The organism is Phytopseudomonas punonensis (assembly GCF_900142655.1).
Lineage (GTDB): Bacteria > Pseudomonadota > Gammaproteobacteria > Pseudomonadales > Pseudomonadaceae > Aquipseudomonas > Aquipseudomonas punonensis.
On the sequence record NZ_FRBQ01000011.1, the window covers coordinates 54953 to 79864 of the forward strand.

Sequence of the window (24912 nt, forward strand, 5' to 3'; positions counted from 1 at the left end):
TTCCTCGAACTACGCGCGGCTATGGTGACCACTTGCCTTGAGAGTAGCTGAAAGCTGCACGGTAGTGGAGAGCAAAACAGCCGCAAAGCATTGCAAGTCGCTACCGAACGTCGCTTAGTTTGCAACTGGCAGCGGCTCTCGCTACCAAGCCTGCCCATCGGCCAGCAGCACCGCTGCAGTGGCCGCTTAAAATTGGTACTCCACACCTGCGCCCGCATACCAAGAACGTCCGGGCGCAGCCTCGTAATAACGGTTGTTACCGTCGCCCACGATCACCGAACCGACATATTGCTTATCCAGCAGATTATCCAGGCGCAGAGTCTGGTGGGTTTTCCAGGGCCCGAAGTTCTGCTCGAAGCGGGTGCGCCAGTTGAACACTGCATAGCTCGGCGCAGCTTTCTGGATGTTGGTATCTTCAACGTAGACCTTGCTGCGATATGACCCTTCCACAGCGGTGCTGATGCCATCGACTGGCTTCCAGGCAACCTCTGCAAACAATGTGGTGCGTGGCACGCCAGGCAGGTTGTTGCCCTTGTCGATGATGTTATTGCCAGCAGCGAAACGTGAATCGTACGTTGCGGCCAGATAGGTATACGCCAGCGCGGCAGACCATCGCTCGGCGAACTGGCTGTCGACGCCCAGTTCGAAACCGCGCCGCAAAGTCTTGCCGGCGTTTTGGTAACTGGTGCGCCCGTCGCGATTTTCCAGCACGGCGATCTCGTCATCTGTGTTGATCTGGAAGATCGCGGCATTGATCCGGGTTTCTCCGGCGATACGAGCTTTTAAGCCGATTTCGTACTGGGTACTTTCAGACGGTTCCAGGCCATAGTTGAAGCCGGAATTTCCTTGGGAATAGGCTAACTCGGCTTGGCTTGGCGTCTCGAAGCCCTTGCCGACGCTGACGTAACCGTTCAGGTCAGGCGTGAAGGCATAACCGACGTTGACCGATGGGGTGGCCTTTTCGTAACGTTTGGTGCCGCTGTCATCGCCATTGCCGACAACTATGTACTTGTCATCGACATCCACTTCGACGGTGCTGTAGCGCAAGCCGCCCTGCAGCGTCCAGTTGCCGATGATCCACGTAGCCTGGGCGTAGGGATCCAGGCTGGTGACAGTGTCCACCTCATTGCGGCGCAGGTTGCCTTTAACACCACGATTCACGTCCGGCAGCGTACCTACATAGTTTTCGTAACCCTGGCGGTCGTCTCGACTCTGGTCGTAGTCAAGGCCGTAGACGAGCTCAAGATTTCCAGCCACACCTTCTATGGGTTGAAGCCAGCGCACACTGCCACCGTGGAATTTTCGCTCGAAGTCCACCACGCCACCGCTGTTACCCGGATTGGCCTGAGGGTTGATGGGCGCAACACCGGGTCTAGGACTTGGCTCTATGGGGATGGCAAGATATTGAACGACATGACGCTTGCCCGCATAGGCGGTCACTTGCAGCGTCGCATCACCAAAATACCGCTCATAATTCGCTCCAAGTTGCTGATGGTCGATGCTTTTTCGCGTGTTGTAGCGAGTGGCGTTGCTCGCCACCGAACGCGGATCAGCTTTGTAAGCCTCCCATTCCTGCCCCAGCGGATCCTGCGTACCATTCTGCTCCAGGCTGCTGTAGATCAGCGCCAGCTTGCTGTCTTCATCCGGCTTGAAATTGAGCTTGGCAAAGATCTGATCACGGCGCGCCGAGCTGTGGTCGCGGTAACCGTCGGTGTCCATCCGCGAGGCGTCGAGTACGAAGCCGACGCCATCTGCCTCGCCTTCGGCGGTGAGGTGATTGCGAGTCAGGCCGTCGCTACCGATCAGCGTCTCGGCGCCGATACGCGGCCGGCCGATGCCATCACGGGAAAACATCTGGATCACCCCACCAGCATTGCTGCCATACAAGGTCGAGGCAGGGCCACGCAGCACTTCGATACGGTCGGCGGTATCCAGGTTGAAGGTCGCTGCCTGGCCCTGGCCATCCGGCGTACTCGCAGGAATACCGTCGGTGATCAACTTCAGCCCACGCACGCCGAAAGCTGAGCGCGCGCCGAAGCCGCGGGAGGATATCTGCAAGTCCTGCGCGTAGTTTTGGCGGTTCTGCACCACCAGCCCCGGCACCCGTGTCAACGCTTCGGATGCGTTGATCCCAAGCTGACCATCAGCTATCTGCTCGCGATCGATGCTGTCCACCGAAAACGGCAGGTCAAAACTTTGCGCCGCACTGCGTGAGCCGCTGACCACGCTGGGTTCGAGCACCAGGCTGCCAGATGCCTCCTGGGCCTGCGAGTTACCGGCCGCCGCGCAACTGCATAGCAGCATGGCCTTGGTGAGGCGGCAAAGCTGCGAAGGTTGGGAGATTGCTGTGCAGCTGGTAGACATGATCCTTTCCTTGTTCAGCATTGGCACACCCGGCGCCGCCATCCGGATCGGGATGGTTGAGCAAATCGTGGCATGGCGAATTCAACTTTCTTAGCATTCGCAAAACCGCAGGGCCTGCACTATACGGTCGGGCAGGCTTGACGTGCGACCCGCCAGCCAAAGCGATTGTTCAAACAATAGTGAGTGCCCGGAGATAACCGAATTGGCATTGCCTTACCCTGGCGGAACCTTCACGTGCGCTACGCCTCAAGATCGACGGCTCGTGTATCGCGGATGGCCTGCCTCCTGGCTCCGATATCAACCAATTGCAGGCTTGCCTTGCTCGCATCATCCGGCAACACTGCCGGCCCTCTCTCATTGACTGGAGCCTGCCTTGCGCCCTGCCGACATGCTGCGCCTTTTGTTGCTCGCTGCGATCTGGGGCGCCAGTTTTCTGTTCATGCGGGTTGTCGCGCCGGTTATCGGTAGCATGCCAACGGCCTTCTTTCGCGCCTCGATAGCCATGCTCGGGCTGCTGGCGATCCTGCTGCTGATGCGGGTGAAGTGGGACTTTCGCGGCAAGCTCGGCCTCTGCCTGATGCTCGGCGTGATCAATGCAGGTATTCCTTCGGCCATGTACAGCATGGCGGCGATGGTGCTGCCGGCGGGCTATTCGGCAATCATCAATGCCACCACACCACTGATGGGGGTGCTGATCGGAGCACTGTTTTTTGCCGAAGCGATGACGCTGACACGGGCCGCGGGTGTCGCTCTCGGCCTTTTCGGTGTCGCCGTACTGACCCGCAGCGGCCCGGCAGAGATGGACCTTAGCCTGCTGCTAGGCGCCCTGGCCTGCCTGCTAGCTACGGTGTGTTACGGCTTTGCCGGTTTTCTAACCCGCCGCTGGATAGCGGGTGGTCTGGACAATCGACTTACCGCATTTGGCAGCCTACTGGGCGCCAGCTTGTTCCTGCTACCAATGTTCGGCGGCTCGCTGGCGATACAGCCGCCAGCCAGTTGGGGCGGTTGGCTGGAATGGTCGTCACTGCTGGGGTTGGGGCTGGGCTGCACCGCATTTGCCTACGTGCTGTATTTCCGCTTGCTCAACGACATCGGGCCAATCAAGGCCTCGACCACCACCTTTCTGATTCCGATATTCGGCGTGTTGTGGGGCGCGCTGCTGCTCGACGAGCCGCTGTCCTGGGCGCACCTGTATGGAGGGATCCTGATTGCCATCGCTTTGTGGCTAGTGGTTCGTCCTACGACGAAGATGCCGACTTAGGCGTACGCGGCAGTTAGCTGCTCATCAGTGAGAGCTGACTGCTAGAGCCCGTGATCGCGCGCACGGACTGGGCGTCCACACGCGCTCCCACAAAAGCTGAATAGCTACTGCTGCAGCTCCTGCTCGGTAAACAGGTCGCTGAACAGCATGCTCGTCAGGTAGCGCTCGCCGGAGTCCGGCAGGATCACCACGAGGGTCTTGCCCTGCATATCCGGCTGTTCGGCCAGGCGTACCGCCGCTGCCATCGCCGCGCCGCAGGAAATACCACAAAGAATCCCTTCCTCGCGCATCAGACGCAGAGCCATGGCCTTGGCGTCTTCGTCGGTCACCTGCTCGACGCGGTCGACAATCGACAGGTCGAGGTTTTTCGGCACGAAGCCGGCGCCAATGCCCTGAATCTTGTGGGGGCTGGGTTTGACCTCATCACCGGCTATGGTCTGGGTGATCACCGGCGATGAAACCGGCTCCACCGCGACGGAGAGGATCGCCTTGCCCTGCGTCTGCTTAATGTACCGCGAGATACCAGTGATGGTGCCGCCAGTGCCAACGCCGGAGACCAGCACATCGATGGCACCCTCGGTGTCGTTCCAGATTTCCGGGCCGGTGGTCTTCTCGTGGATCGCCGGGTTGGCCGGGTTCTCGAATTGCTGCGGCATGTAGTATTTGCTGGTATCGGAGGCGGCGATTTCGGCGGCCTTGTCGATCGCCCCTTTCATGCCCTTGGCCGGCTCGGTGAGTACCAGCTCGGCGCCCAGCGCCTTCAATACCTTGCGGCGCTCCAGGCTCATAGAGGCCGGCATGGTCAGCATCAGCTTGTAGCCTCGTGCGGCGGCGACGAACGCCAGGCCGATACCGGTGTTGCCAGAGGTCGGCTCGACCAGGGTCATGCCCGGTTTGAGCACGCCGCGAGACTCGGCATCCCAGACCATATTGGCGCCGATCCGGCACTTCACCGAGTAAGCCGGGTTGCGGCCCTCGATCTTGGCCAGAATAGTCACGCCCTTGGGCCCGAGGCGGTTGATCATCACCAGGGGTGTATTGCCGATAGCCTGTGCGTTGTCTGCATAAATACGGCTCATGGTGTATCGGTTCCTTGTCATGACTGAGCCCGTCAGCCTATGCCTCAAGCCAGAACACGTCCAGCGTCTGGAAGTTCGAACTCCGGTAGATCGGCGGCAGTCAACTCCACACACCGCGTAACCGGACACCCACGATGAAACGTCGCTACAGCCTGCCCCTGTGGATCTGCCTCGGCCTGCTCACCCTGCTGCTGGTCGTGCATGTCGCCCTGCCCTACATGGTGCGCAATTACCTGAATGACAAGCTGGCCGAGATGGGTGATTACCGCGGCCAGATTGATGACATCGACGTGGCACTGTGGCGCGGCGGCTACCGAATCAATGGCCTGCGCATCGTCAAGGTGACCCAGAACCTGCCGGTGCCCTTCATCGACGCGCCGCAGATCGACATTTCGGTGAGCTGGAACGAACTGCTGGAGAATCATGCGGTGGTCGCCCGGGTGGTGTTCGAGCGCCCCGAGGTGAACTTTGTCGACGGCAAAAGCAGCGAAGATTCGCAAACTGGTGAAGGCACCGACTGGCGCGAGCAATTGAACAAGCTGCTGCCCATTACCCTCAACGAAGCAAGGATCAACGATGGCACCCTGGGTTTTTACAACTTCAATACCTCACCGCGGGTGAAACTGAAGGCCAATGACATCCAGGCCAGCTTCTATAACCTGACCAACGTGGCCGACGAACAGGGCGACCGCGTGGCGCGCTTCGAAGGCAAGGCCAAGCTGATGGATCAAGCGCCGCTGGAAGCCAGCGCGGTGTTCGACCCTTATCACAACTTCCAAGACTTCGAATTCCGCGTGCGGGCCACGGATATCGAGCTGCCACGCCTGAATAACCTGGCCAACGCCTACGGCAAATTCGACTTCAAGTCGGGCACCGGCGATATCGTGGTCGAAGCGATTGCCGAAGACTCCCAGCTCAGCGGCTACATCAAACCGCTACTGCGCAACGTCGAGGTGTTCGACTGGCAGCAGGATGTCGAGAACAAGAACAAAGGCTTCTTCCGCTCGATCTGGGAAGCGGTGGTCGCCGGTAGCGAAAAGGTGCTCAAGAATCGGCCCCGCGATCAAATCGCCACCCGCGTGGAACTGCGCGGCAGCACCAAGCAGCAGGATATCAGCGCCTTCCAGGCCTTTATCGGCATCCTGCGCAACGGCTTCATCCAGGCCTTCAACAGTGGTTTCGAACGCGACGCCGCTGAAGAGCCGTGAGCTGTCCATTCAGTGACTGAATACGCCGGCAACGTTCACAGCCGTGAGCCGGGCACGCTATAGTCGGCGCTTTCGTATTCGCCTGCACCGCGTGAGGATTCCCGATGAAGTTCGAAGGCACCGAGCACTATGTCGCCACCGATGACCTCAAGCTTGCGGTCAACGCCGCCATCACTCTGCAGCGCCCGCTGCTGGTCAAGGGCGAGCCCGGCACTGGCAAAACCCTGCTCGCCGAGCAACTGGCCGAATCCTTCGGCACGCGGCTGATCACCTGGCACATCAAGTCCACCACCAAGGCACACCAGGGCCTCTACGAGTACGACGCGGTCAGCCGTCTGCGTGACTCGCAGCTCAGCTCCGACAAGGTTCACGACGTTCGCAACTACATCAAGAAGGGCAAGCTATGGGAGGCGTTCGAGGCCGACGAGCGCGTGGTGCTGCTGATCGACGAGATCGACAAGGCCGACATCGAGTTTCCCAACGACCTGTTGCAGGAACTCGACAAGATGGAGTTCTACGTTTACGAGACCGACGAGACCATCAAGGCCAAGCACCGGCCGATCATCATCATCACCTCGAACAACGAAAAGGAGCTGCCGGACGCCTTCCTGCGCCGCTGCTTCTTTCACTACATCGCCTTCCCGGATCGCCAGACCCTGCAGAAGATCGTCGACGTGCACTACCCCGGCATCAGCAACAGCCTGGTGGCCGAAGCGCTGGACGTGTTCTTCGACGTGCGCAAGGTGCCAGGCCTGAAGAAGAAGCCCTCGACCAGCGAACTGGTCGACTGGCTCAAGCTGCTGATGGCCGACAACATCGGCGAAGCGGTGCTGCGCGAGCGCGACCCGACCAAAGCCATCCCGCCGCTGGCCGGGGCCCTAGTCAAGAATGAGCAGGATGTGCAGTTGCTTGAGCGCCTGGCCTTTATGGCACGCCGCGGTAATCGCTGATGCATAGCGGCAGCTGCCTGTGCGGCGTGGTGAAATATCAGATCGACGCGCCTATCAAATCGGCCAACCATTGCCATTGCGGCCAGTGCCGCAAGAGCCACGGCGCGGCATTCGCCACCTACGGCAACGTGCGCCGCGAGCATTTTCGCTTCACTCAAGGCGAAGAGTCGGTCAGCACCTTCACCTCATCGCCAGGCGTAGGCCGCACCTTTTGTCAGCACTGTGGCTCAAACTTGCAGTGGTTCGCCGAGCAGCCTTATCCGAAGTGGGTGTCGGTCGCGCTTGGCACACTGGATACGCCATTGCAAAACCTTGAGCAAAAGCACATCTACACCCGCTCGAAGGCCGATTGGTACTGCCTCAACGACGGTTTACCCGTCGATGATCACAACTGAGGGGGCGCCATGCTGCTCAACCTGTTCAACGAAATGCGCGCGGCCAAGGTGCCGGTGTCCCTGCGCGAACTGCTCGACCTGATCGATGCGCTCAAGCACAAGGTCGTGTTTGCCGACATGGACGAGTTCTATTACCTGGCTCGCGCCATTCTGGTGAAGGACGAGCGTCATTTCGACAAGTTCGACCGTGCCTTCTCCGCCTACTTCGATGGTTTGCAGAACCTCGACCAGCACCTCGAAGCGCTGATCCCCGAGGAATGGCTGCGCAAGGAATTCGAGCGTTCGCTGACCGACGAGGAACGCGCGCAAATCCAGTCCCTTGGCGGCCTCGACAAACTGATCGAGGAGTTCAAGAAACGCCTGGAAGAACAGAAGGAACGCCACGCCGGCGGCAACAAGTGGATCGGCACCGGCGGCACCAGCCCGTTCGGATCGGGCGGTTACAACCCGGAGGGCATCCGCGTTGGCGATGCCGGCAAGCGCCAAGGCAAAGCGGTCAAGGTGTGGGATCAGCGCGAGTACAAGAACCTCGACGACTCGGTGGAGATCGGCACGCGCAATATCAAGGTGGCCCTGCGCCGCCTGCGCAAGTTCGCCCGCCAGGGCGCCCAGGACGAACTGGACCTCGATGGCACCATCGACCACACCGCCCGTGACGGCGGCCTTTTGAACATCCAGATGCGCCCGGAGCGTCGCAACACGGTCAAGCTGCTCCTGCTGTTCGATATCGGCGGCTCCATGGACGCCCACGTCAAGGTCTGCGAGGAGCTGTTCTCGGCCTGCCGTACCGAGTTCAAGCACATGGAGTATTTCTACTTCCATAACTGCGTGTACGAATCGGTATGGAAGAACAACCTGCGCCGCAATGCCGAACGCATGTCCACCCACGACCTGCTGCACAAGTACGGCGCCGACTACAAGGTGGTGTTTATCGGCGACGCGGCCATGGCTCCCTACGAGATCACCCAGCCGGGTGGCAGCGTCGAGCACTGGAACGAGGAAGCGGGTTACCTGTGGATTCGCCGCTTCATAGAAACCTACAAGAAGCTTATCTGGATCAACCCCTACCCGCGGGAAGCCTGGGACTACACCACGTCGACCGGCATCATTCGCGAGTTGATCAACGACCAGATGTTCCCGCTTACTCTGCAGGGGCTGGAAGACGGGATGCGCTTTCTGGCCAGGTAGCTGCAACCTGTAGCCCGGGTCGAGCGCAGCGACACCCGGGAAAGGCTCTGGGTATCGCTTCGCTCAACCCAGGCTACGCAACCACTTCAACGCATGCGCGGCGTCTGTCGCTCTGGCGCAACGCGGCGCTGACGACGGCCAAATGGCAAAGCCAGCAACAGCAGGATGCTTTCCACTACCCAGGCGATAAACAGCGCGCAGGCGATACCCCAGGCGATCGCCTCCGGCGCCAGCAGCACCTGATAGCGGTAGGCAGCCCGGGTTTCTGCCAGCAACTGCGCATCGGCAGCGGTTGCCAGGTGCCAGACCTGGCCATACCAGGGACCTTGCATCGCCAGGGATTCTTTCTCGAGCAACGCAGAGCGCTCGACCAGCAGGCCGACGCTGCGCGCATCGCTCTGCATTACCGGATCGCTGCTATTGCGATAGTGGCCGACCAGGCGCTGCAGGTTACCGTCGAAGAAGCGCCGGGCAGTATCACGAAAGCCGCTCAGACTCTGTTCGGACTCAAGACGGTGGGCTTCGACGCGCTTGGCGTAATCATCGATGAAGCCGGGCACCTGAACGCCCAGCAGCAGGCCAAGAGCAAACAACGCCAGACGCAGATAACTTCTTATCATCCTTCCCTCGTCGCCCCGCGGGACGTCAGTCAGTTGCTCTGGCCCTGGGCGATGCATTCGCCGGCGCGCCACAGGCGCCATTCACCAGGCTGATAGACCGACCAGGCTTCGTTGTCGGTCAACGGCTCGGTGGCCAGCACCGAAACCACGTCATCGGGCGTGGTTTCGGCGTGAAAATCCACGCTCATGTCGGCATCACGCAGGTGTGCAGGGCCGAAGGGCGCGCGCCGGGTGATGTGCGCCAGCTTGGTCGAGCAAAAGCTGAATAGCCAGTCGCCGTCACTGAGCAGGCAGTTGAACACGCCGTGCTGTCGATAGGCCGCACAGGCTGCGACAAGTTCAGGCAACAGCACCTCGATCGGCACAGCTTCCGGGAAGGCAGTACGAATGCGGTTGAGCAGGTCACAGAAGGCCGACTCGCTGTCGGTATCGCCAATGGCGCGGTAGAAGCTCAGCGCCGGGCGGAAATCGGCCAGTTGGCCGTTGTGGGCGAAACACCAGTTGCGCCCCCACAGTTCACGCACAAAGGGATGGGTGTTGGCCAGGCACACGCGCCCGACATTGGCCTGGCGGATATGCCCGATCACCACTTCGCTCTTGATCGGATAGCGCTGCACCAGCTGCGCCACTTCAGATTCGCTGCTCGCCCGCGGGTCCTGGAAGAGACGCAGGCCGCGCCCTTCGTAGAACCCGATGCCCCAGCCATCTCGATGCGGCCCGGTACGCCCGCCACGCTGCATCAGCCCGGTGAAGCTGAAAACGATATCGGTGGGGACGTTGGCACTCATACCGAGCAGCTCACACATGATCTGGCTCTCGCTCTCTCAGGTTTACAAACGCGGTTCGACGCGAGTACTACGGCTGCCCCGTGGCGCCTTGTACTCTGGCTCCTGATCCTGCTGCAGACGCTCGCGCAAGGTCAGGTCGCTGTCATCGCCCTGCTGTTCTTCACGCGCGGCCTTGCGAGTCTTGGCGCGGCTCAGGAACGGCCAGCGTATGGCCACGAACACCAAATAGATGGCGAACACGATAAGCCCGTACATCGCCAGATCCGCCACAGCACGCCAGGCGTTGCTGCCCACCTTGAAAATCAGATCGAGGGCGACGATCGCCACAGCCGGTGCGAACAGCTCCTTGGCAGGGTCGACGATGGTCGGGCAAAACAGCAGGATCGCCACCAGCACCCGCAGCGGCTCACGCAGGTAGCGCCACATCCAGCCGGTAATCTTGAACCACACCAGCAGGCAGCCCAATGCGGCAATCGCATAAGCGCCCCAGGCGAGGAGATAGTCGTTTTCGATCATGAGGGGGATGGTTCCCTTGCTTGACTGGGCTCGAACGGGCAAATCCGTATTTTCGGCAGTTGCCTGGCCACAAAGGCGCTTATGATAACGGCTTTTCCCTGGTTCGGCGCTTTTAGGCCACTTCAAAAACCACCGCGTTTTTAGAAATGCCGCCTGGCGTCGCCCGCGCTTTGGAGACTCCCATGACCAACGCCCCTATCGCCCGCAAGGCCGCTGGCGCCGATCCATACCATTGGCTCGAAGCCCGCGACAGCGACGAGGTACTGGATCATTTGCGCGCCGAAAATGCTTACCTGGAAAGCCAGTTGAGCGATCAGAGCGCGCTGCGCGAGAGGCTGTTTCAGGAAATAAAAAGCCGTATTCGCGAGACCGATCTCTCGTTGCCGACGCCTTGGGGCGATTACCTTTATTACCAGCGCACCACCGCTGGCGATGAATACCCGCGCCACTATCGCTGCCCACGCCCCGCGGATGACAGCCTGAACATCGACGAAAGCGCGGAACAGCTGCTTCTCGACCCCAATGAAATCGCTGCAGGTGGTTTCCTGTCGCTGGGCGCCTTCAGCATCAGCCCCGATCAACAGCGGCTCGCCTACAGCCTGGATACCAGTGGCGACGAGATCTACCGCCTGTTCGTCAAAGAGCTGAGCAGTGGCGTAATCACGGAGCTGCCCTTCGAGAACTGCGACGGCAGCATGACCTGGGCCAATGACAGCCAGACTTTCTTTTACGGCGAGCTGGACGATACGCACCGCCCAGGCACGCTGCATCGTTTTCGTCTGGGCGAAGCGCAGAGCACCCAGGTTTTTCACGAGCCTGATGGGCGTTTCTTCCTCAGCTGCTACCGCAGCAGCTCAGAGCGCCAGCTGGTACTGCTGCTCGGCAGCAAGACCACCAGCGAGTGCTGGGTGCTGGATGCCGATGCGCCTCTAGAGCTCTTCCAATGTCTGGCCCCGCGTGAAGACGGCCACGAATACTACGCCGACCACGGCAAGCTCGACGGCGAATGGGCCTGGCTGATTCGCAGCAACCAGACCGGCATCAATTTCGCGCTGTACAGTGCAACACAGGAGCAACCAACGCGAGCCCACTGGCAGGAACTTGTGGCGCACAACGAGCACGTCATGCTCGAAGGCGTCAGCCTGGCCGAATCGGCACTGGTGCTCAGCTTGCGTGAAGGTGGTCTGCCGGTCATCGACGTACGCCCGCAGGGGCTGGCTGGTTATCGCGTCAGCCTGCCGGATGCGGCATACAGCCTGTATGTACAGGACAGCCTGGAGTTCAGCAGCCCGGTGATTCGCCTGCGTTACGAGGCGCTCAACCGCCCGGCACAGGTGCGCCAGTTGAAACTGGCGGATGGCACGCAGCAGATCCTCAAGGAAACGCCGGTGCTTGGCGAGTTCGATGCCGATGCATACATCAGCCAGCGGCTATGGGCGACAGCGGCGGACGGCACTCAGGTGCCGATCAGCCTGGTGGCCCGCCGGGACTCATTGGCGCAAGCGGCGCCCCTCTATCTATATGGCTATGGCGCCTACGGCGAGAGCCTTGATCCGTGGTTTTCCCATGCGCGCCTGAGCCTGCTCGATCGCGGCGTAGTGTTCGCAATCGCTCACGTGCGCGGCGGCGGAGAGCTGGGAGAAGCCTGGTACCGCGCGGGAAAACTGGAGCACAAACAGAACAGCTTCGGTGACTTCATCGCCTGTGCAGAGCAGCTGATCGCCCAGGGTTTCACCAACCCCTCGCAGCTGGCCATCAGCGGAGGCAGTGCGGGCGGCTTGTTGATCGGCGCGGTGCTCAATCAACGGCCAGAGCTGTTTGCCGCCGCCATTGCCGAAGTGCCTTTCGTCGATGTGCTCAACACCATGCTCAATCCGGATCTGCCGCTGACGGTGACCGAGTACGACGAATGGGGTGACCCCAATCAGCCGGCCGTCCATGAGCGCATCAAGGGTTACGCACCTTACGAGAACGTCAGCGCGCAGGCCTATCCCGCCATCCTCGCCGTTGCCGGTTACAACGACAGCCGTGTGCAGTACTGGGAAGCCGCCAAATGGGTGGCGCGGCTGCGCGAATTGAAAACCGATGACAACCTGCTGCTGCTTAAAACCGACCTGGAAGCCGGCCATGGCGGCATGAGCGGCCGCTATCAGGCCATCCGCGATGTGGCGCTGGAATATGCCTTCCTGTTCAAGGTGCTCGACCTGCACGTGGCAGGTCGATAGCGGGCTGCCGGAGTCAGCAGCGGAAGTCGTCAATCAGGAATTTGCTCGCCTGGTTGTTCGGGCGTCAGTTCTTCCTGACGCTCGGTGGCGTCATCGGCAGCTTTGGTGGACTCGTCGTTGTCACGGCCATCACGAATGACCGGCGGCGTATCCGGGTCGACCTTAGATGGATCTGGCACTTGAGGTGTCTGAATGGCGCCTGCCGGCTGCGGCGGCGCCGACTGTTGCTGCTGGGCGTGAGTGACGCCAGCCAATGAAAGCAGGCTGATCAGCATTACGCTGGATGTGCGCATGTTTGGTACTCCTCTGTACAAAGGGACATGCTGCGTTGGGCATTGCCGGCGCGCGGAAAGTGCAGACTCATTGCTCGGCTCAGCCTATATACTGCGAAAACCGGTTACCAAGGATCGATCATGAGCAGCCCATCCACGCCAACCTCCAAACTCGACCGCATTCTCGCCGACGCCCAGCGTAGCCGCGAAGAAGGCTATCGCGACAAAGCCCTGCGCATGTACCCGCACGTATGCGGCCGCTGCGCCCGTGAGTTTTCCGGCAAGCGCCTGAGCGAACTGACCGTACACCACCGCGACCACAACCACGACAACAACCCTCAGGACGGCTCCAACTGGGAGCTGCTGTGCCTGTTTTGTCACGACAACGAACATTCGCGTTACACCGATCAGCAGTACTTCAGCGAAGGCTCGACCGCCAGCCAATCGGGGCCGAAAACCACCCACAAGGCATTTGCCAACCTCGCTGATCTGCTGCAGAAAAAATCCTGAGGAGCGAACAGGCCGTATAATGCCGCCCATTTTGCGCGAGGCCTGTCCGTGGGCAACAAACGATACAGCTGCATTGGTCTTTACAACCCCAAGTCACCGGAGAACGTCGGCGCCGTGATGCGCGCCGCCGGTTGCTACGGCGTTGCCTCGGTCTTCTATACCGGTAAGCGCTACGAGCGCGCGCGGGACTTTGTCACCGATACCAAGCGCGTGCACCTGGATATTCCCTTGATTGGCATCGATGACCTGCAAAAGGTCATCCCGCTCGGCTGCACACCGGTAGCCGTGGAACTGGTGGATGGCGCCCTTCCCTTGCCGACTTACACCCACCCGGATCGCGCCTTCTATATCTTCGGCCCCGAAGATGGCTCGCTGGACAAAGCCGTACGCGACTGGTGCCAGGAGGTGATTTATATCCCGACTCAGGGCTGCATGAACCTGGCCGCGACGGTCAACGTCGTCCTCTATGATCGCCTGGCCAAAGGCAACAACACCAAGACCGGCCCCAAGTACTGAGCGAGTTGCGGGCAAAATAAAGCCCGGCCTAAGCCGGGCATCCGGTGCAGCATGCCAAATCAGGCCGGCTGAACTTTGCCACCGGTACGCTCGTAACCGTCTTCGGCTACCAATTTGCCACCGACGCGTTCAAAACCGTTCTCGGCAACTTTGCCGCCAGTGCGGCTGTAACCATCTTCAGCTACCAGTTTGCCGCCAACGCGCTCGAAGCCGTTTTCGGCGATCTTGCCACCAGTACGCTCGTAACCGTCTTCAGCTACCAGCTTGCCACCGACGCGTTCAAAACCATTCTCGGCGATCTTTCCACCAGTACGCTCGTAACCATCTTCAGCTATCAGTTTGCCACCAACGTGCTCGAAGCCGTTTTCAGCGATTTTGCCACCGGTACGTTTGTAACCGTCTTCAGCGACCAGCTTGCCGCCGACATGCTCAAAACCGTTTTCGGCAATCTTGCCACCAATACGCTGGTAGCCATCTTCAGCGACTTTCTGCGCACCAACCGAGTGCGAAGTAGTTGCGTCAACTGGGCCCTGTGGCAGTGCAAAAGCAGCGCTGGCGAGGGTGGCGATAAACAGGCTGGCGATAAATTCAGTTTTCATGGTGAGCTCCTTGGGAGGAAGTAAGTGGGTATGGAGCTCATGTTACTTAAGATTTTTTGATCAAAAACTTGATCCCGAGAATAGTAAAGATCGACTTCATTGATAGCTCGCGTAAACCAGCAGTGGCGGGCCTGTAAAGCAAAACGCCCAATCTGGCATCCGCACCGGATTGGGCGTTGTCGCATCAAAATAGATCAATTACTCAGATAAGTTAGCAACGGCAGACCAGGGCTATGGCCTGCAAGCCTGGCTAAAAGACTCAACGCAGTAGGCGCGTATCCAGCACCTTGGAGCTGCGACCCATAACGTTTTCGGTGATTTCGATGAAGTCCTTGGTGCTGGCCTTGTCCATGCGCATCAGGCCACGGGCAACGTCATCCAGGGAACGCTGTTGGCCATCTTTGGTAGCCTGACGAATCTCGCGGTCGAGCTCCTGCAGCAGCAGAACGGCGCGGGCGGTGACCGGCCCGGTAGAGGTTTCGGTACGTAGGGATTTGACCGGCTTGCTCCACTTGATCAGGTGCTCGCGCACTTTCTGGTAGCGATCTTCGCTAAGGCCGCCCGCACGCCGCATCACTTCGATGGCGTAATACTCGGCGATCCCTTCGCTGATCCAGTCGCTCTTGTCGGTGTCGCTGATCCGGCTGAAAACGTGCACCAGCTCGTGCACCAGTGAGCTGGTGCCGTTTTCGCTGACCAGCGGACGGTCGGCATGCATGAAATAGGAATTGGGCGCAGACAGGCCACCGCGCCACATAGGGTCACCAGCGCCGACTACCAGCAACTTGGCCGGGTCACGCGGGAACACCGCCTGCATTTCCGGCCAAACGAACGTCAGCAGAGTCAGGGCATCCATCCGGCGCATGCCCTCGCCCACGGGTGCGGCGATGGTGACCTGGGTCTCACCCAGTTTGGCGCGGCGAGTGCCGATCTTGCCCGCGACGATCCAGCCAGTGGGCCGGTCGAACTTGCGCTGCGGGTTGTCGATACGGAACTTGTTCTTGCCGACCCGCGGCCAGCCGGTTTCGACGCTACGCCAGCCTTTGGGCAGGTCGAACTCCAGGCGCGCGACCAGATCGGTATGGTCGGCCTGGTTAAGTACTGCGCTCGGGATCAGATCATCACCACGCAGCAGCGCCCAATCCTCGGTCATTCGTGCATCGAAACGCCCTTCCCCACGCGGATGGCTAATACGCACCTTGTAGCTCAAGGTGCTCTTGCCTTTGCTAGGCACCCACAGGCCACGCTGCTCGCCCTCCGGCTTCCACTCACCATCGGCTTTGAAGTCGCTGTAGTAGCCATCGTCACCGAGGTTGAAGTTGAGGCTGCGCACACGCTCGCCTTTTTCCAGGGTGATGCTGACCTGCGCCTCGTCGCTATCGGGAAGGAATTTCACCTTGTAGTCCAGATCGACCTTTTCGGCCGCCCAGACGGGCGTGCCGGTACTCAACAGAACAGCGGACAGCAGCAGGCAGCGAATCGACATATAGGAGACTCCAGGGCGGACGCGTCAGAACGCAACGGGGGATCTGAGCACAGCAAGAATATGACGCAACAGGGCAATCAAACACTAGCGCGCTTAAACGAGCCTTAACGGCTCATCGCAGACAATCAGCCAGCGCGAAAGATCAGATGTTCTTCCCAGTCATCTTCGGCCACGCTGTTTTCACTGAGCATGCGCCCTGCCTGGGAGATGCGCTCGCGATGTACGGCATCTGGGTCGCCGCAAACCAAGTGATGCCAGTGCGGCAGGTCCTTGCCCTCGCTGATCAGCCGATAGCCGCAGGTTGGCGGCAGCCACTGGAACTGATCCGCCTGGGCGGGAGTGAGCTGGATACAGTCTGGCACAAAGGTCTTGCGATTAGGGTAATCGCTGCAGCGGCAGGTTTGCAGGTCGAGCAGTTTGCAGGCGATGCGCGTGTAATACACCGCGCCATCGTCTTCGTCCTCAAGCTTTTGCAGACAGCAAAGGCCACAGCCATCGCACAGCGACTCCCACTCCTGAAGGTCGAGTTGCTCAAGCGTTTTGTGTTTCCAGAACGGTGATGTGGGAGCAGTCATGATCAGGCGGGAGGTAGCGGGCGAAAAGGCCGGCAGTCTAGGTCTGCCGGCCGCACAGCACAAGCCACGCGCGACGGCGTGACTCAATAGCCGCGGGAGAAATTCACCAGCCCTTTGAGGGCATGGCCTTCCCTGTATCGCTGCAAATTGCTGACGAACAGCTCGACCAGCAAATGCGGCAGCGTCGGCGCGGCGCTGTGGCCGGTTAGCAGCAGGTTGTCAGCCGTCCAGAACGGGTGGCCGACAGGCAGCGGCTCCTCACGGCACACATCGATCACCGCCCCGCCCAACTTGCCCTCCGTCAGCGCCGCAACCAGATCCTCATCGACCACGGAGGTGCCACGGCCGGCGTTGATCAGTACTGCGGTGGGTTTGAAATTGGCGAGCAGCGCGGCGTCATAGATATCGCGTGTCGCTGGCGTATTGGGCAGCAGGTTGATCACGTAATCGGCTTGCGACACCAGACGTGGCAGGCTCTCGAGCCCGGCCACCTCGTTGAACGGCGGCAGCGTTCGCGCGCTGCTGGCGACGCCCGTGAGCTCGACGTTGAAGGGCTTGAGAAAGCCCGCCACTGCCAGGCCGATTTCACCTGTGCCGACGATCAGCACCTTGCGACCAGCCAGGCTGCCCGGCACTCGCCCGTCCCAGCGCTGCTCACGCTGGGCCTGCAGCCGAGTGAAGAGTTCGCGCTCGTGGGCGAGCATATGACAAAGCACGTACTCGGCCATGATCTGCCCGAACACACCGACCGCGCGGGTCAGTTGATAATCCTTCGGCAGGTCATCTGCCAGCAGCGGCGCGATACCAGCCCAGGTGGACTGCAGCCACGCTGGCTTATGGCCGACACGCAGCAGCTCGGCGAACAGGCCGGGTTCACCCAGCCACACCGGGCAGCCGGCGGCCTGTTCAACGAGCGAACTGCCCTCGCCAACAACCAGCTCGAGCTGAGGAGCGGCGCTCTGCAGCAATTGCCGATAGATGGCGTGATCATGCTCGGCAATCAGTACCCGCATGATTTGATGCCCCCTCAGACCGGATCGTTACGACGTAGCAGCTCTTCGGGAAGATGCTCGATGTAATCTTCCTCCGGTGGCGGCATCTGCAGGTGATAACCCTGACTGTCGAGGTTCTCCAGCACCTTGGCGATATCCTCGCGGGCCAGCGTGCGCTCTGGCGTCAGCACCATGTCGAACGCATGGATGGGCGGGCCGAATGCGCTCAACAGTGGCTCGGGCACGCGCGCTAGCGCATCCGCGCGCAGCACGTAGAGATACATCTCGTTCTTGCGCGTACTTCTGTAAATCGAGCAGATACGTTTCACGCAGCTTCTCCTTCGCCAGCCAGGCAGTCGAGCAATGCCTGGCCCATCAATTCGCGACGCCAGCCACGCAGGCTCTCGGGCAAACGGTATGGCCCGTTCGGGTAGCCGCTTTTGAGCAGCGCCTCCAGCGTCTTCTTGCGCAGCATCAGTTCGGGCACGATTTCCAGGCGTTCGCCCTCACGCTGACCAATCGCACGCAGCTTCTTGAGCAGCCCGCTGGCCTCGATCGGCAAGGGCTCAGGCATCGCCGGTGGCCACTCGCTTGGCGGCAGCGCAGCCGCCTCGCGAATCAACTGCAGGATGGTTTCGCCATCCTGGCGGACAGTCTTCGGGTGCATGTCTTCGATACGCGCCAGAGCGACCAGATCGCTTGGCTGCTGGCGGGCCAACGGCCACAGCGAATGCTCACGCAGAATACGGTTGCGCGGCTGATTGCGTGCCCTGGCCTGACACTCACGCCAGATGCACAGCTCGCGCAGTACCGCGAGCTGTGCGCGTGACAGCTTCCAGGCCAACTTGGCGTCGCGGTACGCCTCTTCAACCGGCGTTTCGCGGCGCAGGCCGGCAATCAGCTCGGCGCCATCCTCGAGAATCCAGGCATTCTTCTCAGCCGAGAGTTTGTTTTGCAGGCGGCGATACAGCTCGGCCAAGTGCACGACGTCTTCGGCCGCGTAACTGACCTGGGTTTCGGACAGCGGGCGCTGCAGCCAGTCCGAACGGGTCTCGCCCTTCGGCAGCTCGATATCCAGCACCGCCTGCACCAGGCGCGAGTAGCCCATGGAGAAGCCGAGATTGAGGTAGCCGGCCGCGAGCTGCGAGTCGAACAGCGGCGCTGGCAGGCTGCCCGTCAGGCGCAGGAACACTTCCAGATCTTCGCTGCAGGCATGCACCACTTTGACCACCTGCTGATCTTCGAGCAATGCGGCGAATGGCGCCCAGTCGCCGATCAACAGCGGGTCGATCAGGTAAGCATGCTCGCCTTCGCTGACCTGCAGCAGCCCGGCAATCGGGTAGAAGGTGTCGACGCGCATGAACTCGGTGTCCAGCGCCACGAAGGGCTGCTTGCGCCAGACAGCGCAGTGCGCTGCCAGGCTGGCGTCGTCTCGAATCCAGACAATTTCGATGGTCACGCGGCTCTCCCGTAAAGATTGCCGCGCAGTATATCCCGTGAACCTCGGCTGTGCGCTCATGGCAGTTCGCTGCACAGACGCTCGCGCAGTGCATCGGAACAACGCAGCATGGGCTCGCGCAACTCGTCGACGATCAGCCCTTGCGTGGCGAGCATGGCCTTGACCGGCGCAGGGTTGGGCTCGCTGAACGCCAGGCGAATCCACGGCAGCAATTGGCGAAACCGCTCACGCCCCGCCTGCAGATTGCCTTGCTGCAACAGCGCGACCACGTCGACGAAGTCAGCCGTGCGAATATGCGCCGCCGCGGAAATGGCGCCGCTGCCGCCGAGGCACAAGGTGGCGAATATCTGTTCATCTTCGCCAGTGAGCACATCGAGCACAGCGTCTTCGATCAGCATCTGGGTCTTGCGTATATCGCCGCCACAATCCTTGATCGCCACAATGCGTGGGTGCCGGGCCAACTGGCGGATAGTCTCCAGCTCCATGCTCACGGCGCTGCGATACGGAATGTCGTAAAGGATGATCGGCAGCTGCGAGGCGTCGGCGATGGCCTGGAAGAACGCCAGCAGGCCCTGCTGCGAGGGCCTTACATAGTAGGGCGCTGGCACCAGAATGCCGGCCAACGGGCGACGCTGGATACACTGCAGTCGGCCCAGCACCGCGGCCTGGTTATTGCCGCTCAGGCCCATCACCACGCGATCAGCTGGCACCACCTCCAGCACGGCGTCGAGCACCGTCAGTTGCTCCCTCTCATCCAGAGCAGCTGCCTCTCCACTGGTACCACAGACCACCAGCCCGGTCGCGCCAGCTTCTATCAGATGCGTGGCCAGCGATCGCAGCGCCGGCACATCCACCTGTCCACCGCGAAACGGCGTTACCAGTGCAACCCAGACTCCAGAAAACGTAGACATGCATGAGACTCCTCGGTGTAGACCGTGTGGTCACCGTCGATGGAGTCCGGGAAGGGAGTGTAGCGAAGGGATACTTCGACTTAGCGCCTCTGTCCTGTCAGCCCATCTGACGGGACAGCGCGCCCCGGTCAAATGAGCGACTGTTTCTTCGACTTGCCAGCTTCCAGGCAAACGCACTGCGCCGTAGCGACGAGGCTATAGACACAAAACGAAGGCTGGGAAATGGGCGACATGAACTGCTCGGACAAGACGTTGTGGGCCGATACTGCCGAAACCACCGAAGCGGTGTCAATACGGACAGCAAAGGCACTACGAGAGCCTCTGCAGTTCCAATTAGGTATATACGCGACCGCTTCGATCCTCAATTGATTTAAAAACAGCCTTTTACAGCAGTAATATCCCACTATGCTTCAACTTGAGCGGCTAACCCACCGCTCCCGGTGGGTTTTATCGGTTCGCTGAAGTTGCTCAAATGCAGCTTCCAGCCTGGAAACTGTTTCTCGTTACCCTCCCCCACCCGGCCACCTCTATGCAGAGGCTCGTATGGGAATCGCCGCCAGTGACCTTAATCAGCAAATCATTCGCCCGACACTGCTGTATCTGAATAGACAATCCACTGCTGCCGAAGCCCTGCTGCTCGGCGTCGCCGCCTGTCAGTCGTCACTGGGCGCAGCCTTGGACAATCACAGCGGCTTTGGGCTGTACCGAATCACCCAGTCCCATCATCAGCACCTTTGGGATGATCGCCTGGCAGCCAACCCCGACCTCGCCAGCCTGGTACGCGGCCTGGCCAGCCAGCACGCGTTTCTCGGCGCGCCTCACTTGGAGCTGACCGTCAACCTGCGCTACGCCACAGCGATTGCCTGGCTGCTGATAGAGCACCATGGGCAAGAACTGCCAGCGGCTGACGATCTCGGCGCTCAGGCGCTGATCTGGCAGGCGGTTTTCGCGCCGTATCGCAAGCCGAATGAATTCGTTTGTGCCTGGCAACGTTGCATTCTCGGGCTGGCGAGCACCGCGTGAAAAACTGACTGTCGAGTCACAGGTGCCAAGCACCGAAAGGCTCTATATCCTGGGTTTCACGGATAGCATCAATCTCGAAGGATCGTGTTTACCCTGAACTTTCCGAATTGCAGCTCAGTCAGCAAGCGAGAGTTCCCCGAACCTGCCATGGAGCACCCCGTGAGTAAAACAATCCTAAGAACCGGTTTGGCAATCGCCATCGCATCCACCTCCACCTACGGTCTGGCCAGCGGCTTTGCTTTGAACGAGCAAAGTATCTCTGGCATGGGCATGTCGTTCGCGGGTCGTTCTTCCGCCGCGGACGACGCCAGCACCGTATTTGGCAACCCGGCTGGCATGGCGCGCATCCAGCGCGAGCAGGTCAACTTCGGTGTCGCCGCTATTCATGCCAAAAGTCGAATCAGCAATACCAGCAGTACGACCGCACCAGCTGCAGGTGGCGGCGGCGCAAACGGTGGTAGCAATGACGGCGATATGGTGCCGACCACTGGCGTGCCAATGGGTTACTACGTAAAACCGCTGGATGAAAAAGTAGCGTTCGGCGTTGGCGTGTATGTGCCCTTTGGTCTGGCGACGGAATACGAGAATGGCTTCCAGGGCCGCTATTTTGCCGACAAGAGCTATGTACGCGTCATCACCGTACAACCCACGCTCAGCTATCGCTTCAACGACAAGCTGTCGGTTGGCTTTGGCCCGACGTTCAACCATATCGAAGGTGAGCTGAGTTCTTCGCTGACCAACCCCTTTGGCCCGGCTGGATCAAATGACGGCAAGGTCAAGGTTAAGGGCGACGACACGGCCGTTGGCTTCAATGCCGGCGTGCTTTATGAGTTCACACCGCACACTCGCGTTGGTGTGACGTACCGCTCCAGGGTCAAGTACGAACTTGAAGGCGACACACGTGTATCCGGTCCGGGCGGCGCAATTGCTACCTCGGCAGGCAAATACGACGCTTCGCTAGATGTGACCACCCCCGAGTCGGTGGACATGTCCTTCACCCACGAACTGAACGATGCCTGGACGTTGTACGCCGGCAGCACCTGGACTCGCTGGAGCCGCTTCAAGGAGCTGCGTATCGAGAACGAAGGTGTCGGCGGCGCCTTTGCCGGCTCGTTAGGCACCATCGTCGAAGAGCAGGAATGGCATGACACTTGGGCTCACGCAGTCGGCCTGTCCTACAAGGTGAACCCGCAGTGGGTACTGCGCACCGGCCTCGCCATTGACCAGACCCCCACAAACAACACCGACCGCTCGCCACGTATCCCTTCTGGCGACCGGACTATCTTCAGTCTGGGCGCTGGCTGGAGCCCGACAGAGGATATGACCATCGACGTCGCCTACTCCTATCTCAAGGAAGAAGATGTAGACATCAGCCGCAGCAGCACGGCGCGCGGCAGCTACAACGCCACCTACAAAAATAGCGCTCACGGCCTCGGCGCATCCCTGACCTATCGCTTCTAATCGAAGCAGAGCCCGGTCACTTCAAACGGCTGGGCTCATTCTTCACACATAAAAAATCGCGGCCTTGGCCGCGATTTTTTTGCTTCTGGCCTCAAGGCTTTGAGGCAATCGCCTTCTCTATAGCGGCGATCAGCTCGGGATCATCCGGTTTGGTCAGGCTGGAAAACCGTGCTACCACCCGCCCTTTGCGATCGACCACGTACTTGAAGAAGTTCCAGCGTGGCGCTGCCGTCTGCTTGGCCAGCTCCTTGAACAAGGGGATGGCGTTATCGCCAGTGACCGGCTGGGTTTCGCTCATGGTGAAGGTCACGCCGTAATTCACGTAGCAGACCTTGGCGGTCTCCTCGGCGTTGTCGGACTCCTGTTTGAATGAGTCGGACGGCACACCAAGAATCTCCAGCCCCTGATCGCGATAACGCTTGTTGAGCGCCTCCAGCCCTTCGAACTGTGAGGTGAAGCCGCAGAAGCTGGCGGTATTGACCACCATCAGCGGCTTACCGGCGAACTGTTCACACAGGTCGATCTTGTCCTTGGATCGCAGCTTGGGCAGCTCACCTTGCAGCAGTGCCGGGCACTCGGCAGCCTGCAAGCTGCCGCTCAATGCCAGCAAGGCCAGGGGCACGGCAAACAATGACATTCGCATCGAATCGTTCCTTATCGGTAACCGCTCAGCAGAGGTTCATGCCCAGCTGCATGATCGCTAGGCCAGCCGTACGCCAGGCCCAGAAGATAACTGTAAGCAGAGCCAGCCCAACAGCGCCAACGGCTACTACGGTTAAAGGTTTGAACATCATGCCTGGGCTCCTTGCAAACGCGCTACGGGCTGCTCACGAACCGGCCAGTTGAGCGCGGCGGCAAGCACGCTGAGCAGGATGGAAATCTGCCACACCAGATCATAGCTGCCCGTGTGGTCGTAGAGGTAACCGCCGAGCCAGCCGCCAAGGAAAGAGCCCAACTGGTGAAACAGAAACACGATGCCACCGAGCATCGACAGGTTACGGACGCCGAACATAGTCGCCACGGTCCCATTGGTCAGCGGCACCGTAGACAACCACAGCAGCCCCATGGCGATACCAAAGGCGTAGGCCGTCCATACGCTCAGCGGCACCGTAATGAACAGCGTGATGACCACGCCGCGCGCCAGATACAAGGCGCTGAGCAAGCGCGGCTTGGAACGCCGCCCGCCCAACCAGCCTGCGATGTACGTGCCGAACACGTTGAACAAGCCCACCAGCGCCAACACCGTAGTGCCGACGATGGCTGGCAGATGCTGGTCGACCAGGTAAGCAGGCAGGTGCACGCCAATGAATACCACCTGAAAGCCGCAAACGAAAAAACCTAAGGCCAGCAGCCAGAAGCCGGAGTGGCTGCACGCCTCACGCAACGCTTCAGCCAAGGTCTGCTGAGGGCCGTGGGAGACTTGCGGCCGATCCTTGACCATCACGGCGAGCGGCACGATCAGCGCGACCATCATGCCCAGCGCGATCAATGCGGCCGACCAGCCCAGCCAACCAATCAACCCCAGCGTACCCGGCAACATGGCGAACTGGCCGAAAGAGCCTGCAGCGGCGGCGATGCCCATGGCCATACTGCGTTTCTCCGGCGGCACCGCACGACCGACGACGCCGAGAATTACCGAGAACGAAGTGCCGGACAGGCCGATACCAATCAGCAGCCCGGCGCTCAGCGACAGTGACAACGGCGAGTCCGCGAGCCCCATCAGCACCAGCCCGGCTGCATAAAGCACACCACCGACGATGATCGCCCGCTGCGCGCCGAAGCGATCAGCCAGCGCACCGGTAAATGGCTGTGCAATGCCCCAGATCAAGTTCTGCAAGGCGATGGCGAAGGCGAACACACCGCGCCCCCAGCCGAAATCCGCGCTCATCGGCGACAGGAACAGACCAAATCCGTGGCGAGTGCCGAGAGACAAGGCAAGGATCAACGACGCCCCCACCATCAAACAGATACCCGTGCGCTGTAGCGAGCTCATTGCATGTCCTTTTTGTTATCAAATCCAACACGGGTAGAAATGGTGATTAACGCCCTTATGGTCGATCCAGGCTGGCAAGCAACTCATCCAGCGCTTGCAGATGATGGGTTTGCACGCGCTGCTTCAGTTGCACCTGCACGCCCTGCCAGGCGTCAAGTGCGTCGCTAACAAGCTGCTCTCCGGCCTCAGTCATCGCCACCAGACGGTTACGCTGATCGGCGCCATCTTGCAGCATCACAAGATTACGCCCCTCCAACACCCGAAGATTTCGCCCAAGCGTACTGCGCTCCAGGCCCATGGCTTGCGCCAGATCAGTGATGCTTGGCTGATTGAGACGCTGCAGGTGCCTGAGCAAAGAATACTGGGCAACGTTGAGCCCGACACCACTCAGCGCGTCGTCATAAAGCTTGCTGACGCCACGACTGGCACGACGCAAGCGAGTGCAGAGGCATTCGGTAGGTAACATGGGATATAGGTATATACCCGCAATTCAACGCGCACAACCGCAAATCCAGCACATG

The 24912-nt window shown here is 60.3% G+C and carries 27 protein-coding genes; 10 read left to right on the forward strand and 17 right to left on the reverse strand.

Features of this window, described 5'->3' with window-relative positions:
- Positions 1-186: 186 nt before the first annotated feature.
- A complete protein-coding gene (locus BUC40_RS20275) occupies positions 187-2304 on the reverse strand; it encodes a TonB-dependent receptor family protein (RefSeq protein WP_073268354.1) in 2118 nt (705 codons plus the stop codon).
- A gap of 433 nt (positions 2305-2737) precedes the next feature.
- On the opposite strand from BUC40_RS20275, the gene BUC40_RS20280 reads away from it, so the two are divergent.
- Positions 2738-3625, forward strand: a complete 888-nt coding sequence (locus tag BUC40_RS20280; protein ID WP_073268213.1) for a DMT family transporter — start codon at positions 2738-2740, stop codon at positions 3623-3625.
- Between the two features lie 104 nt (positions 3626-3729).
- On the opposite strand, the gene cysK is transcribed toward BUC40_RS20280, so the two are convergent.
- Entirely contained in the window at positions 3730-4704 is a 975-nt protein-coding gene (gene cysK, locus BUC40_RS20285) for a cysteine synthase A (protein ID WP_073268215.1), read from the reverse strand.
- A gap of 134 nt (positions 4705-4838) precedes the next feature.
- Between cysK and BUC40_RS20290 the strand changes: the two genes are divergently transcribed.
- From BUC40_RS20290 to BUC40_RS20305, 4 genes are all read left to right on the forward strand, one after another.
- A complete protein-coding gene (locus BUC40_RS20290) occupies positions 4839-5912 on the forward strand; it encodes an AsmA family protein (RefSeq protein ID WP_073268217.1) in 1074 nt (357 codons plus the stop codon).
- A 104-nt stretch (positions 5913-6016) separates the two neighbouring features.
- Positions 6017-6862 (forward strand): AAA family ATPase, encoded by an 846-nt coding sequence (locus BUC40_RS20295; RefSeq protein WP_073268219.1) that lies wholly within the window; start codon positions 6017-6019, stop codon positions 6860-6862.
- A complete protein-coding gene (locus BUC40_RS20300; protein WP_073268221.1) occupies positions 6862-7257 on the forward strand; it encodes a GFA family protein in 396 nt (131 codons plus the stop codon). Before BUC40_RS20295 ends, BUC40_RS20300 begins: the two co-directional genes overlap by 1 nt.
- 9 nt (positions 7258-7266) lie before the next feature.
- Positions 7267-8445 (forward strand): vWA domain-containing protein, encoded by a 1179-nt coding sequence (locus BUC40_RS20305; RefSeq protein WP_073268223.1) that lies wholly within the window; start codon positions 7267-7269, stop codon positions 8443-8445.
- Positions 8446-8531: 86 nt separating this feature from the next.
- Here the strand turns inward: BUC40_RS20305 and BUC40_RS20310 are convergent, their stop codons facing one another.
- Genes BUC40_RS20310 through BUC40_RS20320 form a run of 3 tightly spaced genes read right to left on the reverse strand, consistent with a single transcriptional unit; the run spans position 8532 to position 10369 of the window.
- On the reverse strand, positions 8532-9065 hold the full coding sequence (locus tag BUC40_RS20310; RefSeq protein WP_073268225.1) for a DUF2937 family protein: 534 nt from the start codon (positions 9063-9065) through the stop codon (positions 8532-8534).
- Positions 9066-9094: 29 nt separating this feature from the next.
- Complete coding sequence (locus tag BUC40_RS20315) at positions 9095-9871, reverse strand: class II glutamine amidotransferase (protein WP_073268227.1); 777 nt, start codon at positions 9869-9871, stop codon at positions 9095-9097.
- A 24-nt stretch (positions 9872-9895) separates the two neighbouring features.
- On the reverse strand, positions 9896-10369 hold the full coding sequence (locus BUC40_RS20320; protein ID WP_073268229.1) for an MFS transporter: 474 nt from the start codon (positions 10367-10369) through the stop codon (positions 9896-9898).
- Between the two features lie 182 nt (positions 10370-10551).
- Between BUC40_RS20320 and BUC40_RS20325 the strand changes: the two genes are divergently transcribed.
- A complete protein-coding gene (locus tag BUC40_RS20325) occupies positions 10552-12594 on the forward strand; it encodes a S9 family peptidase (protein WP_073268231.1) in 2043 nt (680 codons plus the stop codon).
- Between the two features lie 29 nt (positions 12595-12623).
- On the opposite strand, the gene BUC40_RS20330 is transcribed toward BUC40_RS20325, so the two are convergent.
- Positions 12624-12887, reverse strand: coding sequence for a hypothetical protein (locus BUC40_RS20330; RefSeq protein ID WP_073268233.1), 264 nt, complete (start codon positions 12885-12887; stop codon positions 12624-12626).
- A gap of 120 nt (positions 12888-13007) precedes the next feature.
- Here BUC40_RS20330 and BUC40_RS20335 point away from each other — a divergent pair, with 120 nt between their 5' ends.
- Together BUC40_RS20335 and BUC40_RS20340 are read left to right on the forward strand one after the other, a co-directional pair.
- Entirely contained in the window at positions 13008-13376 is a 369-nt protein-coding gene (locus tag BUC40_RS20335; protein WP_042555759.1) for a YajD family HNH nuclease, read from the forward strand.
- 48 nt (positions 13377-13424) lie between these two features.
- On the forward strand, positions 13425-13892 hold the full coding sequence (locus tag BUC40_RS20340) for an RNA methyltransferase (protein ID WP_073268234.1): 468 nt from the start codon (positions 13425-13427) through the stop codon (positions 13890-13892).
- A 59-nt stretch (positions 13893-13951) separates the two neighbouring features.
- Here BUC40_RS20340 and BUC40_RS20345 read toward each other — a convergent pair whose 3' ends face one another.
- From BUC40_RS20345 to dapA, 7 genes are all read right to left on the reverse strand, one after another.
- Positions 13952-14491, reverse strand: coding sequence for a hypothetical protein (locus BUC40_RS20345; protein WP_073268235.1), 540 nt, complete (start codon positions 14489-14491; stop codon positions 13952-13954).
- A gap of 259 nt (positions 14492-14750) precedes the next feature.
- Complete coding sequence (locus tag BUC40_RS20350) at positions 14751-15977, reverse strand: hypothetical protein (protein WP_073268237.1); 1227 nt, start codon at positions 15975-15977, stop codon at positions 14751-14753.
- 125 nt (positions 15978-16102) lie between these two features.
- Complete coding sequence (locus BUC40_RS20355) at positions 16103-16552, reverse strand: YcgN family cysteine cluster protein (protein ID WP_073268239.1); 450 nt, start codon at positions 16550-16552, stop codon at positions 16103-16105.
- An 83-nt stretch (positions 16553-16635) separates the two neighbouring features.
- The gene (locus BUC40_RS20360; RefSeq protein ID WP_073268241.1) at positions 16636-17565 is read right to left on the reverse strand and encodes a D-2-hydroxyacid dehydrogenase; all 930 of its coding nucleotides are present in this window, start codon (positions 17563-17565) and stop codon (positions 16636-16638) included.
- Between the two features lie 14 nt (positions 17566-17579).
- Entirely contained in the window at positions 17580-17873 is a 294-nt protein-coding gene (locus BUC40_RS20365; RefSeq protein ID WP_073268243.1) for a YcgL domain-containing protein, read from the reverse strand.
- Positions 17870-19003, reverse strand: coding sequence for a ribonuclease D (gene rnd / locus BUC40_RS20370; RefSeq protein ID WP_073268245.1), 1134 nt, complete (start codon positions 19001-19003; stop codon positions 17870-17872). The genes BUC40_RS20365 and rnd overlap by 4 nt, the downstream gene beginning before the upstream one ends.
- Before the next feature lie 56 nt (positions 19004-19059).
- Positions 19060-19914, reverse strand: coding sequence for a 4-hydroxy-tetrahydrodipicolinate synthase (gene dapA, locus BUC40_RS20375; protein WP_073268247.1), 855 nt, complete (start codon positions 19912-19914; stop codon positions 19060-19062).
- Between the two features lie 543 nt (positions 19915-20457).
- On the opposite strand from dapA, the gene BUC40_RS20380 reads away from it, so the two are divergent.
- Entirely contained in the window at positions 20458-20937 is a 480-nt protein-coding gene (locus BUC40_RS20380) for a hypothetical protein (protein ID WP_073268249.1), read from the forward strand.
- Between the two features lie 159 nt (positions 20938-21096).
- Positions 21097-22398, forward strand: a complete 1302-nt coding sequence (locus tag BUC40_RS20385) for an OmpP1/FadL family transporter (RefSeq protein WP_083593652.1) — start codon at positions 21097-21099, stop codon at positions 22396-22398.
- Positions 22399-22489: 91 nt separating this feature from the next.
- Here the strand turns inward: BUC40_RS20385 and BUC40_RS20390 are convergent, their stop codons facing one another.
- The 4 genes from BUC40_RS20390 to BUC40_RS20400 are packed head-to-tail and all read right to left on the reverse strand — an operon-like array spanning position 22490 to position 24857.
- The gene (locus tag BUC40_RS20390) at positions 22490-23041 is read right to left on the reverse strand and encodes a glutathione peroxidase (RefSeq protein ID WP_073268253.1); all 552 of its coding nucleotides are present in this window, start codon (positions 23039-23041) and stop codon (positions 22490-22492) included.
- Between the two features lie 25 nt (positions 23042-23066).
- Positions 23067-23189: a hypothetical protein gene (locus tag BUC40_RS23265; RefSeq protein ID WP_279627156.1), complete on the reverse strand. Its 123-nt coding sequence runs from the start codon at positions 23187-23189 to the stop codon at positions 23067-23069.
- Positions 23189-24391 carry an MFS transporter gene (locus BUC40_RS20395; protein WP_073268254.1) on the reverse strand — a complete coding sequence of 401 codons (1203 nt, stop codon included), beginning with the start codon at positions 24389-24391 and terminating at the stop codon, positions 23189-23191. The genes BUC40_RS23265 and BUC40_RS20395 overlap by 1 nt, the downstream gene beginning before the upstream one ends.
- 55 nt (positions 24392-24446) lie before the next feature.
- Positions 24447-24857: a MarR family winged helix-turn-helix transcriptional regulator gene (locus BUC40_RS20400; RefSeq protein WP_073268256.1), complete on the reverse strand. Its 411-nt coding sequence runs from the start codon at positions 24855-24857 to the stop codon at positions 24447-24449.
- Positions 24858-24912 lie beyond the last annotated feature (55 nt).

Excerpts from the sequence above, each read along its gene's own strand:
- BUC40_RS20300 (WP_073268221.1), top strand. The coding sequence starts at position 6,862 with ATGCATAGCGGCAGCTGCCTGTGCGGCGTGGTGAAATATCAGATCGAC.
- BUC40_RS20335 (WP_042555759.1), top strand. The coding sequence starts at position 13,008 with ATGAGCAGCCCATCCACGCCAACCTCCAAACTCGACCGCATTCTCGCC.
- BUC40_RS20295 (WP_073268219.1), top strand. The coding sequence starts at position 6,017 with ATGAAGTTCGAAGGCACCGAGCACTATGTCGCCACCGATGACCTCAAG.
- BUC40_RS23265 (WP_279627156.1), bottom strand. The coding sequence starts at position 23,189 with ATGTTCAAACCTTTAACCGTAGTAGCCGTTGGCGCTGTTGGGCTGGCT.
- BUC40_RS20400 (WP_073268256.1), bottom strand. The coding sequence starts at position 24,857 with ATGTTACCTACCGAATGCCTCTGCACTCGCTTGCGTCGTGCCAGTCGT.
- BUC40_RS20290 (WP_073268217.1), top strand. The coding sequence starts at position 4,839 with ATGAAACGTCGCTACAGCCTGCCCCTGTGGATCTGCCTCGGCCTGCTC.
- BUC40_RS20350 (WP_073268237.1), bottom strand. The coding sequence starts at position 15,977 with ATGTCGATTCGCTGCCTGCTGCTGTCCGCTGTTCTGTTGAGTACCGGC.
- BUC40_RS20310 (WP_073268225.1), bottom strand. The coding sequence starts at position 9,065 with ATGATAAGAAGTTATCTGCGTCTGGCGTTGTTTGCTCTTGGCCTGCTG.
- BUC40_RS20380 (WP_073268249.1), top strand. The coding sequence starts at position 20,458 with ATGGGAATCGCCGCCAGTGACCTTAATCAGCAAATCATTCGCCCGACA.
- BUC40_RS20320 (WP_073268229.1), bottom strand. The coding sequence starts at position 10,369 with ATGATCGAAAACGACTATCTCCTCGCCTGGGGCGCTTATGCGATTGCC.
- BUC40_RS20315 (WP_073268227.1), bottom strand. The coding sequence starts at position 9,871 with ATGTGTGAGCTGCTCGGTATGAGTGCCAACGTCCCCACCGATATCGTT.
- BUC40_RS20330 (WP_073268233.1), bottom strand. The coding sequence starts at position 12,887 with ATGCGCACATCCAGCGTAATGCTGATCAGCCTGCTTTCATTGGCTGGC.
- BUC40_RS20345 (WP_073268235.1), bottom strand. The coding sequence starts at position 14,491 with ATGAAAACTGAATTTATCGCCAGCCTGTTTATCGCCACCCTCGCCAGC.
- BUC40_RS20275 (WP_073268354.1), bottom strand. The coding sequence starts at position 2,304 with ATGCTGCTATGCAGTTGCGCGGCGGCCGGTAACTCGCAGGCCCAGGAG.
- BUC40_RS20325 (WP_073268231.1), top strand. The coding sequence starts at position 10,552 with ATGACCAACGCCCCTATCGCCCGCAAGGCCGCTGGCGCCGATCCATAC.
- BUC40_RS20355 (WP_073268239.1), bottom strand. The coding sequence starts at position 16,552 with ATGACTGCTCCCACATCACCGTTCTGGAAACACAAAACGCTTGAGCAA.
- BUC40_RS20360 (WP_073268241.1), bottom strand. The coding sequence starts at position 17,565 with ATGCGGGTACTGATTGCCGAGCATGATCACGCCATCTATCGGCAATTG.
- cysK (WP_073268215.1), bottom strand. The coding sequence starts at position 4,704 with ATGAGCCGTATTTATGCAGACAACGCACAGGCTATCGGCAATACACCC.
- BUC40_RS20305 (WP_073268223.1), top strand. The coding sequence starts at position 7,267 with ATGCTGCTCAACCTGTTCAACGAAATGCGCGCGGCCAAGGTGCCGGTG.
- BUC40_RS20390 (WP_073268253.1), bottom strand. The coding sequence starts at position 23,041 with ATGCGAATGTCATTGTTTGCCGTGCCCCTGGCCTTGCTGGCATTGAGC.
- dapA (WP_073268247.1), bottom strand. The coding sequence starts at position 19,914 with ATGTCTACGTTTTCTGGAGTCTGGGTTGCACTGGTAACGCCGTTTCGC.
- BUC40_RS20395 (WP_073268254.1), bottom strand. The coding sequence starts at position 24,391 with ATGAGCTCGCTACAGCGCACGGGTATCTGTTTGATGGTGGGGGCGTCG.